At 52.2% G+C, this 17,900-nt stretch carries 18 protein-coding genes; 8 read left to right on the forward strand and 10 right to left on the reverse strand.

The genetic code is table 11. The features are described 5' to 3' along the window. Nucleotides 1-17: 17 nt before the first annotated feature. Together N6G83_RS27710 and msrB are read right to left on the reverse strand one after the other, a co-directional pair. Nucleotides 18-290 (reverse strand): YeaC family protein, encoded by a 273-nt coding sequence (locus N6G83_RS27710; protein ID WP_021181206.1) that lies wholly within the window; start codon nt 288-290, stop codon nt 18-20. Between the two features lie 64 nt (nt 291-354). Then, nucleotides 355-768: a peptide-methionine (R)-S-oxide reductase MsrB gene (gene msrB / locus N6G83_RS27715; protein WP_074029247.1), complete on the reverse strand. Its 414-nt coding sequence runs from the start codon at nt 766-768 to the stop codon at nt 355-357. A 347-nt stretch (nt 769-1,115) separates the two neighbouring features. On the opposite strand from msrB, the gene gapA reads away from it, so the two are divergent. Together gapA and N6G83_RS27725 are read left to right on the forward strand one after the other, a co-directional pair. Then, nucleotides 1,116-2,111: a glyceraldehyde-3-phosphate dehydrogenase gene (gapA, locus tag N6G83_RS27720; protein ID WP_021181204.1), complete on the forward strand. Its 996-nt coding sequence runs from the start codon at nt 1,116-1,118 to the stop codon at nt 2,109-2,111. Nucleotides 2,112-2,194: 83 nt separating this feature from the next. Then, nucleotides 2,195-3,070, forward strand: coding sequence for a D-hexose-6-phosphate mutarotase (locus N6G83_RS27725; protein ID WP_211136616.1), 876 nt, complete (start codon nt 2,195-2,197; stop codon nt 3,068-3,070). Nucleotides 3,071-3,193: 123 nt separating this feature from the next. Here the strand turns inward: N6G83_RS27725 and N6G83_RS27730 are convergent, their stop codons facing one another. Beyond that, nucleotides 3,194-3,898, reverse strand: coding sequence for a MipA/OmpV family protein (locus N6G83_RS27730; protein ID WP_074029389.1), 705 nt, complete (start codon nt 3,896-3,898; stop codon nt 3,194-3,196). 493 nt (nt 3,899-4,391) lie between these two features. Between N6G83_RS27730 and yeaG the strand changes: the two genes are divergently transcribed. Both yeaG and N6G83_RS27740 read left to right on the forward strand, forming a co-directional pair. After that, the gene (gene yeaG / locus N6G83_RS27735; RefSeq protein ID WP_021806619.1) at nt 4,392-6,326 is read left to right on the forward strand and encodes a protein kinase YeaG; all 1,935 of its coding nucleotides are present in this window, start codon (nt 4,392-4,394) and stop codon (nt 6,324-6,326) included. A gap of 103 nt (nt 6,327-6,429) precedes the next feature. Beyond that, the gene (locus N6G83_RS27740; protein ID WP_024485395.1) at nt 6,430-7,698 is read left to right on the forward strand and encodes a YeaH/YhbH family protein; all 1,269 of its coding nucleotides are present in this window, start codon (nt 6,430-6,432) and stop codon (nt 7,696-7,698) included. 228 nt (nt 7,699-7,926) lie between these two features. On the opposite strand, the gene N6G83_RS27745 is transcribed toward N6G83_RS27740, so the two are convergent. The 5 genes from N6G83_RS27745 to cspA form a co-directional block, all read right to left on the reverse strand. Beyond that, on the reverse strand, nt 7,927-8,361 hold the full coding sequence (locus N6G83_RS27745) for a DUF2570 family protein (RefSeq protein ID WP_074029253.1): 435 nt from the start codon (nt 8,359-8,361) through the stop codon (nt 7,927-7,929). A 312-nt stretch (nt 8,362-8,673) separates the two neighbouring features. Continuing rightward, the gene (locus N6G83_RS27750) at nt 8,674-9,336 is read right to left on the reverse strand and encodes an anti-sigma factor domain-containing protein (RefSeq protein ID WP_199061777.1); all 663 of its coding nucleotides are present in this window, start codon (nt 9,334-9,336) and stop codon (nt 8,674-8,676) included. After that, on the reverse strand, nt 9,333-9,887 hold the full coding sequence (locus tag N6G83_RS27755) for a sigma-70 family RNA polymerase sigma factor (protein ID WP_024528767.1): 555 nt from the start codon (nt 9,885-9,887) through the stop codon (nt 9,333-9,335). Before N6G83_RS27755 ends, N6G83_RS27750 begins: the two co-directional genes overlap by 4 nt. A gap of 60 nt (nt 9,888-9,947) precedes the next feature. Next, entirely contained in the window at nt 9,948-10,508 is a 561-nt protein-coding gene (locus N6G83_RS27760; protein WP_024528766.1) for a fasciclin domain-containing protein, read from the reverse strand. Nucleotides 10,509-10,919: 411 nt separating this feature from the next. Beyond that, a complete protein-coding gene (cspA, locus tag N6G83_RS27765) occupies nt 10,920-11,132 on the reverse strand; it encodes an RNA chaperone/antiterminator CspA (RefSeq protein WP_024485401.1) in 213 nt (70 codons plus the stop codon). A 359-nt stretch (nt 11,133-11,491) separates the two neighbouring features. On the opposite strand from cspA, the gene N6G83_RS27770 reads away from it, so the two are divergent. Next, the gene (locus N6G83_RS27770; RefSeq protein WP_024528765.1) at nt 11,492-11,668 is read left to right on the forward strand and encodes a GhoT/OrtT family toxin; all 177 of its coding nucleotides are present in this window, start codon (nt 11,492-11,494) and stop codon (nt 11,666-11,668) included. A gap of 45 nt (nt 11,669-11,713) precedes the next feature. Here N6G83_RS27770 and N6G83_RS27775 read toward each other — a convergent pair whose 3' ends face one another. After that, a complete protein-coding gene (locus N6G83_RS27775; RefSeq protein WP_260524064.1) occupies nt 11,714-13,831 on the reverse strand; it encodes a TonB-dependent siderophore receptor in 2,118 nt (705 codons plus the stop codon). A gap of 324 nt (nt 13,832-14,155) precedes the next feature. On the opposite strand from N6G83_RS27775, the gene N6G83_RS27780 reads away from it, so the two are divergent. The 3 genes from N6G83_RS27780 to N6G83_RS27790 all read left to right on the forward strand — a co-directional run bounded on the left by N6G83_RS27780 (nt 14,156) and on the right by N6G83_RS27790 (nt 16,810). Further along, nucleotides 14,156-14,638 carry a hypothetical protein gene (locus N6G83_RS27780; protein ID WP_074029259.1) on the forward strand — a complete coding sequence of 161 codons (483 nt, stop codon included), beginning with the start codon at nt 14,156-14,158 and terminating at the stop codon, nt 14,636-14,638. A gap of 295 nt (nt 14,639-14,933) precedes the next feature. Then, the gene (locus N6G83_RS27785) at nt 14,934-15,494 is read left to right on the forward strand and encodes a 3'-5' exonuclease (RefSeq protein ID WP_211136745.1); all 561 of its coding nucleotides are present in this window, start codon (nt 14,934-14,936) and stop codon (nt 15,492-15,494) included. A gap of 122 nt (nt 15,495-15,616) precedes the next feature. After that, nucleotides 15,617-16,810: a multidrug effflux MFS transporter gene (locus N6G83_RS27790; protein ID WP_074029261.1), complete on the forward strand. Its 1,194-nt coding sequence runs from the start codon at nt 15,617-15,619 to the stop codon at nt 16,808-16,810. Between the two features lie 2 nt (nt 16,811-16,812). Here the strand turns inward: N6G83_RS27790 and dadX are convergent, their stop codons facing one another. Further along, nucleotides 16,813-17,889: a catabolic alanine racemase DadX gene (dadX, locus tag N6G83_RS27795; RefSeq protein ID WP_211136746.1), complete on the reverse strand. Its 1,077-nt coding sequence runs from the start codon at nt 17,887-17,889 to the stop codon at nt 16,813-16,815. Between the last annotated feature and the right edge of the window lie 11 nt (nt 17,890-17,900).

A 17,900-nucleotide genomic window follows, 5' to 3' on the forward strand; every position in this document is an offset into this window, starting at 1 on the left:
GCCCTATCAGCAACAGGTCACTGCGGCTTCAGCTTGGCCAACGGCTCGGCCATAAACTGCTGCTTCAGCTCCTGTTTGCTTTTCATCACGATTTGCCCATCGGTGCCAATGCTCATATGCTGTGGGTCCGCATTGTTCATCGACTGCCACAGCATCACCGCCTGCAGGCTGTGTTCTTTCTGCTCTGGCGTCAATGCCACACCATCCGGCCACTTGCCCAGTTCCACAGCCAGAACCAGCCGCTGGTAGATTTCCGGCGTCATGGCCGCAATCAGATCTTTTACTTCCATCAGAGCATGTCCTCACCCAAGGATGAATAATTAGCTGAATCGATTTTGTTGGTTTAGTTACAGCTTAACCTGCCGTTTGCTCGCCATTCTCGTCGTCGGTGAAATTCAGTGACGCGGAGTTGACACAGTAACGTTCGCCAGTCGGCTGCGGACCATCGGGAAACACGTGTCCCAAATGCGCGTCGCAGTTACCACAGCGGATCTCAACTCGATGCATATTATGTGAATTATCATCAAGATAACGAATAGCATCGTCCGAGACCGGCTGATAGAAGCTGGGCCAGCCGCAGCCAGAATCAAACTTGCTGGCGGAGAAGAACAGTGGCGCGTTACAGCACAGGCAATGGTAAACGCCCTCACGCTGGTTATGCAGTAATTTACCGCTATAGGGGGCTTCGGTGCCACGCTCTTGCGTCACATAACGTTGGATATCATTCAGTTCCGTGAGCGGTGTCTTAGGGGTTGTCTCTTTAGCCATTTGTGCTATTCCCGCAATGTGGATAATGTCAACGAAAACAATGAGTAATAATAACAAAAAATTAACAACGCTGCAGGCCTTTTTAGCCTAAACTGTACGGCATAAAGGTTACGCTGCCGCCATATGTGACTTCGATCACATATCTTGCACGTGCTGACTTTATACTTGGCGGTTTGCCCCCATATCGATGGGAGGACAAACGTGAATGGAATGTGCGATTTGTGTGCAAAACCGGCCTTCTGGTTTGACTTGCAGCAAGAATTGACACGATTCCGCTTGACGCTCGGTAAGGTTTTTGTAATTTTACAACCAACCTTTTATTCACTAACAAATAGCTGGTGGAATATATGACTATCAAAGTAGGTATCAACGGTTTTGGCCGTATCGGTCGCATTGTTTTCCGTGCTGCTCAGGAACGTTCTGACATCGAAATCGTTGCAATCAACGACCTGTTAGACGCAGAGTACATGGCTTACATGCTGAAGTATGACTCTACTCACGGCCGTTTCGACGGTACTGTAGAAGTTAAAGACGGCCACCTGGTTGTTAACGGCAAAACCATCCGTTGTACCTCAGAAAGAGATCCGGCTAACCTGAAGTGGAACGAAGTCAACGTTGACGTCGTTGCTGAAGCAACTGGCCTGTTCCTGACTGACGAAACTGCACGTAAACACATCGCTGCAGGTGCTAAGAAAGTTGTTCTGACTGGCCCATCTAAAGATGACACCCCTATGTTCGTTATGGGCGTGAACCACAAGTCTTACGCTGGCCAAGAAATCGTTTCCAACGCTTCTTGTACCACCAACTGCCTGGCACCACTGGCCAAAGTCATCAACGACAAGTTCGGCATCGTTGAAGCTCTGATGACCACTGTGCATGCCACCACCGCAACTCAGAAAACCGTTGATGGCCCGTCTCACAAAGACTGGCGCGGCGGCCGCGGCGCATCCCAGAACATCATCCCTTCTTCTACCGGTGCTGCTAAAGCAGTAGGTAAAGTAATCCCAGAACTGAACGGCAAACTGACCGGTATGGCGTTCCGCGTTCCTACTCCGAACGTATCTGTGGTTGACCTGACTGCTCGTCTGGCTAAACCAGCTTCTTACAAAGAAATCTGTGCTGCTATCAAAGCCGCTTCAGAAGGCGAGCTGAAAGGCGTGCTGGGCTACACCGAAGACGAAGTGGTTTCTACCGATTTCAACGGCGAGAAACTGACTTCTGTGTTCGATGCTAAAGCCGGTATCGCGCTGAGCGACACCTTTGTGAAACTGGTTTCTTGGTACGATAACGAAACTGGCTACTCAAACAAAGTACTGGACCTGATCGCTCACATCTCCAAGTAATGGCTTGATGCGCAGTTGATTATCAAGGGCGACACTTGTGTCGCCCTTTTTATTTGTTTTTGCGGCGAAAAGAAGGCAACAACATGAACGAAAAAATCTTCACCCTACCCGTTAGCGAACAAATCACCCCTTTTATCAGCCAACGCCAACTGGACGAACTGCCAGTGGTGGTGGTTTCTCACCCGAAAGTCCGTGCGGCCATTACTCTGCAAGGGGCCCATCTGCTGGCCTGGCAACCAAGCGGTGATAAGCCGGTGTTTTGGCTGAGCAACAATACGCCATTCAAAAATGGCGTGGCGATCCGCGGCGGCGTCCCGATCTGCTGGCCGTGGTTTGGCCCGGCAGGTAGTCCATCCCACGGTTTTGCCCGTAATCAGCCATGGCAGCTCACCGCGCACGATGAAGACGAAAACGGCGTGATCCTGACCTTCACGCTGCAAGACAACGAACAAACCCGCAAATTGTGGCCACATGCTTTCACCCTGATCGCCCGCTTCAAGCTGGGTGAAGAGTGCGAGATGGAGCTGGAATCACACGGTGATTACCAGGCTACCGCTGCTCTGCACAGCTATTTCCAGATCGGCGACATCGACAAGGTGAAAGTTGCCGGTTTGGGCGAGCATTATATCGATAAGGTGGCGAAGGGGATCGAGGCACGTCAGGTTGGCGAGCTGGAGTTTACCGGGCAAACCGATCGCATCTACACCCAGGCAACGCCTTGCAGCCTGATCAAAGATCCGGTATTGCAAAGGACTATCGAGGTCAATCATCACCATATGAGCGATGTGATCGCCTGGAACCCAGGCGTCGAGCTTTCCTGCAGCATGGGCGACATGCCAAACGACGGTTACAAAACCATGGTTTGTGTGGAAACCGGGCGCGTGAGCAAGCCGCTGATCGCTTCTGGGGAGCAACCTGCCCGCTTGGCGATGAAAATCCGCAGCATTAAAAATAGCTGATCAAACTGGGGCGAGTCATTTCGCCCCTCTTCTCGTCATCATCGACCGCACCACAGATGTGCAAAAGGAGCGTTTCCGCCCCTTTTCGATGCACTCACTGCACCAAGATAATGCACCGTACGCTTAGAAGGTGTATGTCACACCCGTCCACAGCATGCCGGTATAAGATTTATCAACCATTGGGCTGTCTTTAACTTCGCTGTCCAGGCGCGTATAACGCCCCGTGAAGAAGGCATTCCAGTTGGCGTTGATATTATAGTTGGTGGTCAATTCGACGTATGGCGACCAGCTATCGCTCGGCTTGTATGTATTGAAGGTACTACGGCGTGACTCATCGCCATTGATGCCATAGTAGTATTTGTTCTGGTTTGAGCTGTTCCAGTTTACCCCGATGCCCGGAGCAAAACTCCAGGAGTCCACCTGGAACTTATAGAGATAGGCAATATCGCCCACCAGGCCGTTACTGTTGTTCAGCGTATCGCCAGAGAAGGCCGTACGGATCGTTCCCCAATCAGCCCTATGTGTAAAGGCCACACCGGCCATCATGGTGCTACGGCGCTTGTCCAACTGCTTCATGCGATCGTCGTCACTGTCGCCTGGCTTATAGTGCAACGGTGAGTAATAGGCGATCAGGCTCAGCTGATTTTGCTGATCTTTCCACAGGTTGTAACCGGCCAACAGCGTATGGAAGTAAAAATCATCGCCATCGTAATTGATGATAGGAACGGGATAGACACGATCCTGATAACCACGATAAGGATCGGGGCTGACCAGCGCTGAAGCACCGAGTGACCAGCTTCCTGCCTGAGCACTGTGCGCACAAACCATTGCGGAAGCGATAATTGCTAGCGTTTTGAGTTTAGATATCTTCACTGGCTTTTTCCATAGATAACAAGATGTAATTAACCGCTATAGTTTATGTGAAAACCGAGGAGCCTGCCGGATCTTTACAATAGAAAACAACCAAGATCGAATAACTTAGAACCCAAAGATGAATTATTGATGGCAAAAAGATGACGTTTTTTGCCGCAACCCGCGCCAGACAAGGCATTTGCCGCCCCTCGCCATAACTGAGTCATTGAAATGACTTAAAAAAGACCCTTTCTCTTGCAGGAAATTTTCCAGTATGCAACTAAGCTTAAAATCAGAAGGTGAATTTAGGCTGAGCCCAGTGGCAATACAGCGCAACTCGCGAGAATAAGCGCACCAAGTTGGCATACGGGTTGCTGTACTCAGTCATAGCTTCACGCTTTCGGGAGCCAGAATACCAACACCAGCTCCTTTTTTAACCTGTGCTAATAACGAAAGGACGGGCATCGCCATGAACATATTTGACCACTATCGCCAGCGCTACGAAGCTGCCAAGGACGAAGAGTTCACACTGCAGGAATTTCTTTCCATCTGCCGGCAAGATCGCAGTGCCTATGCCAATGCGGCAGAACGTCTACTCATGGCTATCGGTGAACCAGTCATGGTCGATACCGCGCTTGAGTCGCGTATGTCTCGCCTGTTCTCCAACCGCGTGATCGCACGCTATCCGGCATTCGAGGAGTTCTACGGCATGGAAGAAGCTATCGAACAGATAGTTTCTTACCTGAAACACGCTGCCCAGGGCCTCGAAGAGAAGAAACAAATCCTTTATCTGTTGGGCCCGGTGGGTGGCGGTAAATCCTCGCTGGCAGAACGGCTGAAAGCCTTGATGCAGCGTGTGCCGATTTACACCCTGAGCGCCAACGGCGAGCGCAGCCCGGTCAACGACCATCCGCTGTGCCTGTTCAACCCGCAGGAGGATGCCACTATTCTGGAAAAAGAATACAACATCCCGACGCGCTATCTTGGCACCATTATGTCGCCGTGGGCCGCGAAACGCCTGCATGAGTTCGGCGGTGACATCACCAAATTCAAAGTGGTGAAGGTTCGTCCTTCAATACTTGAACAAATTGCCATCGCCAAAACCGAACCGGGCGACGAGAACAACCAGGATATTTCTGCGTTGGTCGGTAAAGTGGATATCCGTAAGTTGGAAAACCATGCGCAGAACGATCCGGATGCCTATGGCTACTCCGGCGCACTGTGCCGTGCCAACCAGGGGATCATGGAGTTCGTAGAGATGTTCAAAGCGCCGATCAAGGTGCTACATCCTCTGTTGACCGCCACCCAGGAGGGTAACTACAACGGTACCGAGGGGATCTCTGCCCTGCCGTTCAGCGGTATTATCCTGGCGCACTCTAACGAATCGGAATGGGTGACCTTCCGCAACAACAAAAATAACGAGGCCTTCCTCGACCGTGTTTACATCGTCAAGGTGCCTTACTGCCTGCGGGTGTCGGAAGAGATTAAAATCTACGACAAACTGCTGGATAACAGCGAACTAACCCACGCGCCTTGCGCCCCTGGCACGTTGGAAACGCTGGCTCGCTTTACCGTACTGTCGCGTATGAAAGAGCCAGACAACTCCAGCATCTATTCGAAGATGCGTGTCTACGATGGTGAAAGCCTGAAAGACACCGATCCGAAGGCCAAGTCGTATCAGGAATATCGTGACTATGCCGGGGTGGATGAAGGTATGAACGGCCTTTCGACCCGTTTCGCCTTCAAAATTCTGTCTCGGGTGTTCAACTTTGACCATGCCGAAGTCGCGGCTAACCCGGTACACCTGTTCTATATACTGGAACAGCAGATCGAACGTGAGCAGTTCCCGCAGGATCTGGCGGAGAAATACCTGGAGCACCTGAAAGGCTACCTGATCCCGAAATACGCCGAGTTTATCGGCAAAGAGATCCAGACCGCCTATCTGGAATCCTACTCGGAATACGGCCAGAATATTTTTGACCGCTACGTGACCTATGCAGACTTCTGGATCCAAGATCAGGAGTACCGTGATCCGGATACCGGCCAGCTGTTTGACCGTGAGTCATTGAATGCTGAACTGGAGAAAATCGAGAAACCAGCGGGTATCAGCAACCCGAAAGATTTCCGCAACGAAATCGTCAACTTTGTCCTGCGTGCCCGTGCCAATAACAGCGGCCGGAACCCGAACTGGACCAGTTACGAGAAGCTGCGTACGGTCATCGAGAAGAAAATGTTCTCGAACACCGAAGAGCTGCTGCCTGTCATTTCCTTTAATGCTAAAACCTCAACGGATGAGCAGAAAAAACACGATGACTTCGTTGACCGGATGATGGAGAAAGGTTACACCCGCAAGCAGGTTCGTCTACTGTGCGAATGGTATCTGCGGGTGAGAAAATCTTCATAAACCGACGACCGCTGACGTCATAGATAGCCTATACCTGGGGATTTCGGGTTGTCGCCTGAAATCCCCAAGGTAGAGAAAGTTGGCAACGTTGTTTGGGGGATGTATGGCGTATTTCATTGACCGACGGCTGAATGGCAAAAACAAGAGCATGGTGAACCGCCAGCGCTTCTTGCGTCGCTATAAGTCGCAAATCAAACAGTCGATTGCCGAAGCCATCAACAAGCGTTCGGTCACCGACGTGGACAGCGGGGAATCGGTTTCGATCCCCGGTGGCGATATCAACGAGCCAATGTTCCATCAAGGGCGTGGCGGTAAACGCCATCGCGTTCATCCAGGTAACGATCACTTCGTACAAAATGACCGCGTTGAACGCCCACAAGGCGGCGGCGGAGGTGGCGGCGGCCAAGGCAATGCCAGCCAGGATGGGGATGGCCAGGATGAGTTTGTCTTCCAGATCTCCAAAGATGAGTATCTCGACCTGTTGTTCGAGGATCTGGCGCTGCCCAACCTGAAGAAAAATCAGTACAAACAGCTGACCGAATACAAAACCCACCGTGCTGGCTACACCGCCAACGGCGTGCCGGCTAATATCAGCGTGGTGCGTTCGCTGCAAAACTCGCTGGCGCGACGAACCGCCATGACCGCCGGTAAACGACGTGCTCTGCATGAGCTTGAAGACAGCCTTGCCCAGTTGGAAAACACCGAACCGGTGCAACTGCTGGAAGAAGAGCGCATGCGTAAGGAGATTGCCGAGTTGCGCAAGAAAATCGACAGCGTGCCGTTTATCGACACCTTCGACCTGCGCTACAAGAACTACGAACGTCGGCCTGAACCCTCAAGCCAAGCGGTCATGTTCTGCCTGATGGATGTTTCTGGCTCAATGGATCAGGCAACCAAAGATATGGCCAAACGCTTTTATATTCTGCTGTATCTGTTCCTCAGCCGAACCTATAAAAACGTTGAGGTGGTCTATATTCGTCACCATACCCAGGCGAAGGAAGTGGATGAGCAGGAGTTCTTCTACTCACAGGAAACCGGCGGCACCATCGTTTCCAGCGCCCTGAAGCTGATGAACGAAGTGGTCGAGGAGCGTTACGATCCTGCACAGTGGAATATCTATGCCGCTCAGGCTTCGGACGGGGATAACTGGGCTGATGATTCACCACTGTGCCATGAACTGTTGTCAAAAAACATTCTGCCGATGGTGCGTTACTACAGCTATATCGAAATTACCCGCCGTGCTCACCAGACGCTGTGGCGTGAATATGAGCATCTGCAGGCGACGTTTGAAAACTTTGCCATGCAGCATATCCGCGAGCCGGATGATATCTATCCGGTGTTCAGGGAACTGTTCCACAAGCAGACCGCGTGATCTAATAGAAAACGGCCAGCAACGAGAGTTAGCTGGCCGTTTTAGCTCCCAGTGGCACGGCATCCTCACCCTTCCGCCAAGTTCTAACATGCTCAACCGCTATAAATTCAGCAGCACTGCCATTTGATCAACGCTTCGATACGTGAGGCACAGATATCAAGCTCATTCTGGCTCACCTGCAAGGCCATGACAGCATCCCCGAAAGTCTCCCCGGTAAACGGTGTCTTCTCACACTGCTGTAGCAATGCCGCTGGCGGGTATACGTAGATCAGTTGTGGAGCCGGTGGCACCGGTTTTGGTTGCTCCGCGCAGGATATCGAGAGCATCAGCAGGCAACCGCTGATGACCGCAGTCGTTATCCTCCAGCGCTTTGCGTAACGTTCTATTTTCAGCATCGGCTTTCACTCTCTTTTGCTGTTCAATCTGGAGCTGTTGTTCGGTAGCACGACGATCGGCATCCGCTGCACCTTTCAGCGCATTGATGGTTTCATCTCTTCTATTCAATGCACTGCCCAACTCCTCATTATCTTTCCGGTACTGGCCTATGTCGGCATTCAACGCATCAATACGCTGACTCATGCCAAACAACAGGGCTGCGAAACCTAAGATCATCAGTAGCTGCCAATGGCCTTTGGAAAACTGGATTAGCCCTGCCAGGTTCATGATAGAGATACCTCGCACTCGGCCAACTGGCGATTCACCAAATCCCGCAGCTCTTGAGCCTTGGCAAATTTCCAGTAAAGAGAGCGACCGCCAGCATTTTGTTCACTTGTCTGCATTTGAGAAACCCCTGACCAATCCAAGCCACTGCTTGGATGAACAGTATCGCTAAGAAGAAGGATTGGGGATACTCGAAGGGGTTGTACCAGCCATGCCACAACTCACCATCTGCTAATAGTTGGCATTCGCGATGAGAAAAACCCACCGATTATTGTCACCGTCAGTGAAAAATCATCGGCAGGAATATCAATCAGATCAGAGCGAAGTTAACTGGCCGCTGTACAGCACCGGACCGGTAGGAAGCCCTGTAGGTGAGCCACCCGCAGGCTCGAGGCTGATGGCAATGGTCATGCCCTGCGCCAGCGTCATCGAGTTCACTGCCAGCTCGGTCGGCTTCTCTGCGGCAACCAACCCTAAGGAACGCGGCTTTTCACCCGGCGGGATCGCCCACAGTTGCAGGCTATTGGCTACGGCTAGCGTTTGCGGGTTAAGCGGGGTCAGTCTCAGATGGCGTTTGCCACTGTCCATGCTGACAATCCATTGCCCTGTGCCCTGCTGACCCGCATTGAGCACCACTGCCGGAGCAAAATCCGGCGGCTGTGTGATAAAGCGCGGCACCAGCAACAACGCGGCCAAACCGGCTGCCAGCGCCCAACCAAGATAATCCCAGCGTTTACGTCGCGGTACTACCTCAATGGGCAAACTAAGCTGGATTTTTTTCCACACGCGTTCTGGTGGCAATACTGGGGTCAGCGCCAGATCCAACGGAGCCAGCAGCGTTTGCCAACGTGCAACCAAGGCGGCCAGCGTCGGCTCCCGCTGGATACGCTGTTCAAATTTCAACCGCGCGGGCCCGCGCAACGTGCCCAAGGCATATTCCGCTGCTAAAGCCGAGTCATACTCACCTTTGCTTTTCATAGGCCCACACAGTTTTTCAAATGATCCAACGCCCGGCGGATCCAGCTTTTGATCGTGCCAAGCGGTTGTTGCAGATGTGCCGAAACCTCACCATGAGACATGCCTTGGTAGTAAGCCAACACAATGCTCTGCCGTTGTTCAACGTTCAGATGGTTCAGGCACTCGGCCAGTTTTCCAGCCTCCTCACCCAGCAGCAACTGACTGACAGGTTCTTCCGTGCTCGCCCCCAGGTCATCCAGCCACTCCTCTTCCGTTTGACCCGCCCGGCCACCGGCACCGCGCAGCCAATCAATAGCCTTGTTGCGCACAATGTGCGTCAGCCAGGTCAAAGGGGAGCTGAGATTGGGGTCATAGCTGGCAGCGCGATTCCATACGCTGATAAAGCTTTCGTGTAACACCTCTTCGGCCCAGGACTGGCGACGCAGTAAACGCAGAGCAACGGCAAACAATCGGGGCGAGGTTTGCCGATAGAGTTGTTCAAACGCGTTGCGGTCGCCAAGCGCAACGGCCTGCATCAATTCGACATGCTGTTCGGGAAGTGCTTTGGTCATGTCCTGTCCTATCAAGGTGCGGGCAGCCTTTTGGCAGCCTGCACCTAGTATAGACGGGATTTATTTTGGCAACAGTACGCTATCGATAACGTTGATCACGCCATTTTTCTGATAAACATCATAGGTGCTGATGTTGGCAATATGACCTTGACCATCTTTGAGCTGAATATTGTGGGGGCCGTTATTCATAATCCACAGCGGTTGGCCATTCACCGTTTTTAGCTCGGCTGTGCCGTGCCCTTCCTTGATTTTCTTCTCCAACTGTTTCATATCATAGCGGCCAGCAACCACATGGTAGGTCAGCACTCCGGTCAGTGCCGCCTTGTTCTCAGGTTTGAGCAAGGTATCGACCGTTCCGGCTGGCAGTTTGGCAAAGGCTTCATTGGTCGGAGCAAACACCGTAAACGGACCGGCGCCTTGCAGAGTATCAACCAGGCCAGCAGCCTTTACCGCAGCGACCAGTGTAGTGTGATCTTTGGAGTTGAGGGCATTCTCGACAATATTTTTGCTGGGGTACATGGCGGCACCGCCCACCATTACCGTATCGGACATCATGGCAGCCATTGAGACGCTACTGAGCAACAGTGATGAACACAGGGCAGTACAGAGAAGCTTTTTCATGGTCATATCCTCGAAGGGTGATGTGGGAAGATGTCCTCACATAGCCATATACGTAGTGAACGAGAATATTGGATGCAGTAATCTGGAAATATTTTTCGTGCGGGGAAAATGGATGTAAAAAACCCCGGCGTAAACGCCAGGGTTAAAAGTAGTGCCGGTCGCTTTCCCGGCTGTCATGATGCGGCGCAAGCGTCCATCGAACACTCCAGCATTGCACGGCCTAAGCACGGCCTTTTCACAACAGAAAAGCAAACTTTGGTGAAATTGGCTTTTCTGTCTACCCTCATGGCAAGGAGGATATATTCAACCCCGGCACCAGGCCGGGATTGATGTGGTAGTGTTAATTCGCTTGTCTGCTCCGGCCTAAACCATCATCGCTATTGCAAGTTTCAACCACACTACCGAGTCACATTACATTGCTGTAACGTTAACCGCTGATGGGCCTTTGGCGCCATTTTCGATGCTGAATTCAACCTGCTGGCCTTCATCAAGCGTCTTGTAATCATTACCCTGGATTGCAGAGAAGTGTACGAACACGTCTTTGCTGCCATCAGCAGGAGAAATGAAACCAAAACCTTTACCAGCGTCAAACCATTTTACTAAACCAGTCATTTTATTAGACATAGATACTTCCTTCATTGTTTTTTTAGGCCGCCATAATGGCGAATGAGGTCTGCAATTCAGTGGAAACTTATGGGGGCACTAGAAGGAAATTCGCGGAAGAAGAGGTATCTGTCGGATATCGCTAATACTGAGAACTACTTTACTAAAACTGCTTTCATAAGGTCTGTACTTCAAACCGATGACGCTATTTACTCATAACCCAGAGTTATTAGCAAGGGCTATTTATAATTAATTTCGATAAGGCGCTCTTTCTCCCGTGCGACAAGCCGCCCTTCCCACCCTTTTACACCACATTAACACATTGATTACTTGTGGGGAGCCGCCTAGAATGAGCGGTAAAAATTACCGGGATGGTTTTCATGTTATCGCTGTGGGAAGTCACGCAATACGTTTATTTTATTGGCCTGTTGGTTTCGATGATTATCACTTTTCTGGTCAGCCGCGATACCCTCCCCATCCGCCTGCTTAGCGCGCTGATCATCGGCCTGACCTGGCCACTCAGCCTGCCCGTGGTGCTGCTGTTTTCGCTGTTTTAGCGCCTCATCCCGCTAACGTTCAGCGGGATGAGTATGGTTTAGCCGTTAAAAGTCATAGCCCACAGTAGCGATAACCGAACGCCCCGCTCCCCAATAGCAGTAGCCAGTGCCATAGCAGCCAGCAACATATTCCCGGTCTGTCATGTTATTGGCGTTCAACTGCACATAAGCCCCTTTCAACGACGGTTTTACGCTGGCCAGATCCATGCGCACCGAAGCATCCAGCAGCGTGACCGAAGGAATACGCAGGGTATTCTCATTATCCGCCCACTGTTTGCCAATATAACGTACGCCAGCCCCCAGATTGATACCCAGCCCCGCCTGATACTGCCCCCATAAAGAGGCCATCTGATTAGGTGCCAGGTATGGCGTATTGCCATCGTTACCGTCAACGGCGTCTTTGAATTTCACTTGGTTATAGCTGTAACCCGCAATGACGTTCAGGCGCTCGCTCACCTGGCTACGGGCCTCCAGTTCAATCCCTTGTGAATGTACCTTACCGGCAGGCACATAGTAGCTATCCTTCACCACGCGGTTGGCTACGTCATTCTGCGTCAGGTCATAGAGGGCAATGCTATAGATCGAGCTGCTGCCAGGAGGTTGATACTTCAGCCCAGCCTCATATTGCTCGCTGGTGGTCGGTTTGAGCAGATGCCCCTCTTTATCGGCCAGGACCGCTGGCGTCACCGCAGAGCTGTAGCTCATATACGGCGAGAAACCGCTGTCAAAGTGGTACAGCAGAGAGGCGCGGCCCGTAAAGTGGTCGTCAGTACGGGCATCGGTAGAATCGGTATTCAGCACGGTATTCCTGGTTTCCAAACGGTCAACGCGCCCGGAAAGATTGAGATACCAGTTGTAGAGGCTGACTTCATCCTGCAGATAGACTCCGGTCTGCTCATAACGCCGTTTAGAATCGGTATGACTGAGAATAGTGATACCTGGCCCGCCGGAGACGCCGGTGAACGGATTCAACGGCGTGGCCGAACCAGACTCTTCCCACAGGTTATTGGTAAAACGCTGATAATCCAGCCCCAGCATCACCTTATGTTCCAACGCGCCAGTTACGAATTCCGCCGCCAGTTGGTTATCCACCGCATAAGCATCCAATGACGTATTGGAGCCGCTGTACCAACGGTTCAACTCGCTGCGGTCGGCGTTCCAGCCAATCTGGTAAACCTGCTCCAGCTCCACGTTGGAGTGGGTGTAGCTGGCATTTTGACGGAATGACCAGACGTCATTAAAACTATGTGAGAAGTCATAACTGTAGATTTGCTGCCAACGTTTGAACACATTGCGGCTGCTTTCGCCGTCAAAAAATCCCCGGCCCAGCTTGTCCCCACTGGTGGTATAAATACTGCCGTCTGACGGCACCGCGCTGTGGTAGCCACCGGAAGGGTCTTTTTGCAGATTGGCCTGCAGCAGCAAAGAGGTATTTTCATCCGGTTGCCACAGCAACGAAGGCGAAATCGCATAGCGCTCTTCACGCTGATGGTCATACATGGTGTCGCTGGTGCGGGTAATGCCGGTCAAACGGTATGCCCACTGATCGTTCAATGCCCCAGTCGAATCAAACGCACCGCCTTTGGTATTGTTGTTCCCGGCCATCACATTGACGTGATTTTCACTCGCAAACTGCGGCCGTTTGCTGGTCATCGCCACCAACCCGCCAGGGATACTTTGCCCATACATCACGGAGGACGGGCCCTTAATCACGTCGATGCGTTCCAGGAACCAAGGGTCGATCTGCAAAGCGTTATAACTGCCGCCGTCGCTAAGCAGGCGTAAGCCGTTCAGGAAGGTGTTATTGACGTCGCCACCGTGAAATCCGCGCAGAGCAATAGTATCGTAACGCGTCGCGCCACCAGAGAAGTTAGTAAAAACGCCTGGGGTATATTTCAGCGCATCGTTAACCGTCAAAGCCCCTTGGTCGCTCATCTGTTGACGTGTTACTACGGAGACGGATTGTGCAGTGAGTACCAGAGGCCGATCCGTTTTAGTGGCCCCCTGGCTGGTACTGGCCTCATAGCCATGCGTCGCCGTTTCCGCCGTATCGGCGGGTTTGGCCGTTACCACGAGGGTATCTTCAGCAAAAGAGGTCAGTGGCAGGAAAATCGCTAACGAGCAGTAAAGATAAGAGCGACTGGCAGGAAAAAACGCAGGCATACCTGTATTCCCCATGGGATCCATTGAAATTGCACCGAAAACTTACCGCGCCGGCAACGCTGGCCAGTTTGATGTACAGAGGTTACGGTGCTCTGATGTTGTTAAATAACAAATACTAATAACAATGATAATTATTATCTTTACCAACAATGAATTCAAGTAGCAAAATGCACTCTGGTGATGGGCGTTTCAGGCGGGTTTATTGGCTTATAAATGGGGCTTCATCATAGAAAAAACCTTTTTCTCAGCAGGTTATGCTGTTGAGGCGTTTAGTTTTCATTTAGCTGTTAAGTGCTATAAATCTGGATAACTCAAGGAGAGTGCATGACTCAAACAGTAAATCCCATTTCAGCCCCCTCCAGAAGACTGAAAGTGGTCTATGGCTGGTATGTTTATACGGTGTATGTGTTACTGGTCTTTAATCTCTATCTGGCGGTTTACAACACTTGCGTTCGCCACCCCTTTGAATCACCGTTAATCTCCATGGCTCATAGCCTGTTTATCGCTTTTCTGCTCAGTCAGATCCTGAAGAAACGCAGCGGCTTCAGTTGGGTATTGCTGATCTACTTTATGGTCATGCGCCTGTATTACGCCAATATTTTGCACACTGAGTTCTCCGTCACCAGCCTGAGCCTGGTTTGGGTCGTCATGACGCTGTTGCTGGCTGGTACTCTGTCCGTCAGGCAATTCAACGCTAACAAGGTGCAACAGGAATGGTTGGCGCGCTTTGGTTGGCGCCAATGGGCTGTGTTAGTCGGGATAGCGGCGATATTGACACTATTACTCACCCGCGACTATCTGGGGTGACGGGTGGCTGCGGGATGTGAGGTTCAGAGATATCCACCATGCGGCAGAGTTTACTTAAGTTTTGGGCGTTTTCGCAGATTTTATCGGTAACGTAAACGCCAAAATAGCCTAATACCAGCAGATAGCCGATCATACATAGAATAAAAATAAGTGTTCTCAACGCTAGCTACCAACTCTGCAACATGACTAAAGTCATCATACCGTGAACAGACCGTTTTCGCCTATTTCAAAGTAACTGGATATTCTGCCAGACTGTATGCAGTACCATCACGATCTTGTTCAGCCTGGAGACCCCATGAACCATTTGATGCTAGATATTGAAACGCTGGATATTACCCCGAGCGCGGTGATCCTGGTGGTTGCCGGCGTGTTTTTTAACCCCAAGACCGGTGAGTTAGGGGCAGAATTTGAAGCGGCAGTAAACAGCCAGCAGGAACAACCGGGCCGGACAATCAGTCTGGATACCGTGACCTGGTGGGCAAAACAGTCAGACGAAGCTCGTAAACTGGCCTTCGGAGGCAGCGAAAGTCTCAAGCGGGTCTTGACCAACCTGAGCCGTTTTATTCATATGCACAGCACCGACACGGTGAAAGTCTGGGGTAATGGCAAAGAGTTTGACTGTTCGATCCTGGAACATGCCTACTACCAGTTGGCAATGCCTTGCCCCTGGAAGTTCTGGGATACCCAAGATGCCCGCACTATCATTACTCTGGCAGAGCTGCATGGTTTCAATCCCAAGAAACAGCGTCCGTTTGAAGGCACACCACACCGGGCGCTGGATGATGCCAAACACCAGGCACGCTACGTTGCGGATACCATTTCAGCGCTTTATTACCGCCAGCCCGCGGCAAAATGATCGCGCCAGGGAAAATCAAGCGCAAACGGTTTCCTGCCTGTCATCAATACGTTATCGCTTCCCATTTGCGGTTGGGATCTCTACTCTAGTCCTCTTTGTCATTCGGATGTGCCATTTTTGTTATGCAAAAATTTCTCTTTCTCCTGCTTAGCCTGGTGTTGCTCGGCCCTCTGGGAATCGATCTCTATCTGCCCACCATTCCTGCCATTGCCCTAGGCCTTAACAGCAGTGAAGCCTTGATCCAATCCACTATTTCGCTGTTTATTCTGGTATTGGGTCTTGGTCAGGTGATCGCCGGTCCGCTGGTAGATAATTACGGCCGTAAGCCGGTGGCCATCGCCGGGATCCTCATTTACATGGTGGGCGCAGCCATGGCCGCGCTGGCGACAACGGCGGAAATTTTTGTCGCTTCGCGCCTGATCCAAGGCGTAGCCGTTTGCTGCACCGCCGTTGTCGCATTCAGTGGCGTGCGCGATCGGATGAATGGCGATGACGCCGCACGAGCTTTCGGTTTCCTCAACGGCACGTTGAATATCATTCCTGCACTGGCCCCGCTGCTAGGTGGCTTGCTGGCAGAAGCTTTCGGCTGGCGCGCCCCATTCTGGTTCCTGGTCGGTTACGCCGCGGCGGTGTTATTGCTGGTCATCTTCTTCCTACCAGAAACCCGCCCCGCCACTACCGTAGCAGTCAAAGGGCTGCCTGTAAGACAGTATCTGCGCATTCTTGGCGATCGCCGTTTTATTACCTTTGCCATAGTTAATGCCGGGGCGATGGGGATGGCGCTGACCTATGTGTCATTAGCACCTAACGTGCTGATGGGTACCGCCGGGTTAACACCGTTGCAGTTCTCTTTGGTATTTGGTGCCAACGGTTTCTGGATCATGCTGGTCAGCTTTGTCGCCAACCGCATCATTCACAAGATTGGCCGCCCTTTCTGTCTGGCGACCGGCGGCATACTGATGGGGTTAGGCTGTCTAGCTTTAGTGTTGGGCGTGGCACTGCTGGGTGAAGCTGCACAAAGCCATTGGTTGGCTTATATCCTGCCCGTGGCCTGCGCCTGCGCCGGATTGGCTTTTGTCATGGGGCCGTCAACCAGCTATGCGTTAGAGCCTTACTCTAACGAAGCAGGTGTGGCTTCAGCACTGGTAGGCTTTATTCAGATGGCAGGAGGTGCCGCATTGGGCCTGATCGCCATGGCGTTACCGCTGCAGCCCAAACTGTCGCTGGCGTTAGTGATGTTGGTAGGTTGCCTGCTGGCGCTACACGCACGGCAGCGCAGCAAGCAAATCAAAGGGCAGTTGAAAAAGATCGCCTGAAGCTATTTCTCAATAACAATAGGCACTCGTGCCGCCAAGGCTGTCAGCAGCTCGTAACCCAAGGTTCCGGCTGCGGCAGCCACATCATCGACGGGCAATTTCCTCCCCCACAGTTCGACGTCAGTGCCAATGGTTGCCTGCGGGCACGGCGTCAAATCCACCGTCATCATATCCATGGAAACTGAACCTACCGTATGCGTCAGAATACCGTCCACCCAAACCGGAGTGCCGGTAGGAGCATGGCGAGGATAGCCGTCCGCGTAACCACAGGCTACGACGCCGATACGCTGTGCTCCACTGGCAGCATAACGCCAGCCATACCCCACCCGATCTCCCGCTTGCAGCTGTTGGATGCCAATGATTTTGCTGCTCAGCGTCATCGCCGGTTGCAAACCGGTGTCGGCGATGTCCTGCCAGTTGCCGCTGGGCGATGCGCCATAAAGTATAACCCCCGGCCTCACCCATTCCCCCTGCGTCTGCGGGTGCCACAAGGTGGCCGCCGAGTTGGCCAGACAACGCGGCAGATCAACCGCAGCAGTGGCGCGGTCAATCACGGCCATTTGCTCCGTTACGCCTTCAGCACCGTCGGCGGTGGCAAAGTGGCTCATCAGCGTTATCGAACCAATATTACGCAGCTCCTTTGCGGTTAACCATGCGCTGTGCAAGCGCTCTGGGGCAAACCCTAGGCGGTTCATACCACTGTTCAACTTGAGATAAACATCCAGTGGGGCCTGTAAACGCGCTTCGGCAATCGCCTGTAGTTGCCAGTCGCTGTTCACCGCAGTGGTTAACCGGTAACGATCGATCAGCATCAGGTCGGCGGGCTGGAAAAAACCCTCCAGCAACAGAATCGGCCCCTGCCAGCCAGATTCGCGTAGTAACACTGCCTCGGCCAGATCGAGCATGGCAAAACCATCGCTATTCTCGCCCAGGCTGCGCCAGACATGCTGCAAACCGTGGCCATAAGCATTGGCCTTAACAACGGCCCAGATTTTAGCCGACGGAGCAAAACGACGAACTACCTGCAGGTTATTGGTCAACGCGGCCAAATGCAGCGTAGCGGTAATCGGGCGAGGCATGGGCTCTCCTA

It is taken from the genome of Serratia sp. PL7 (genome assembly GCF_945957435.1).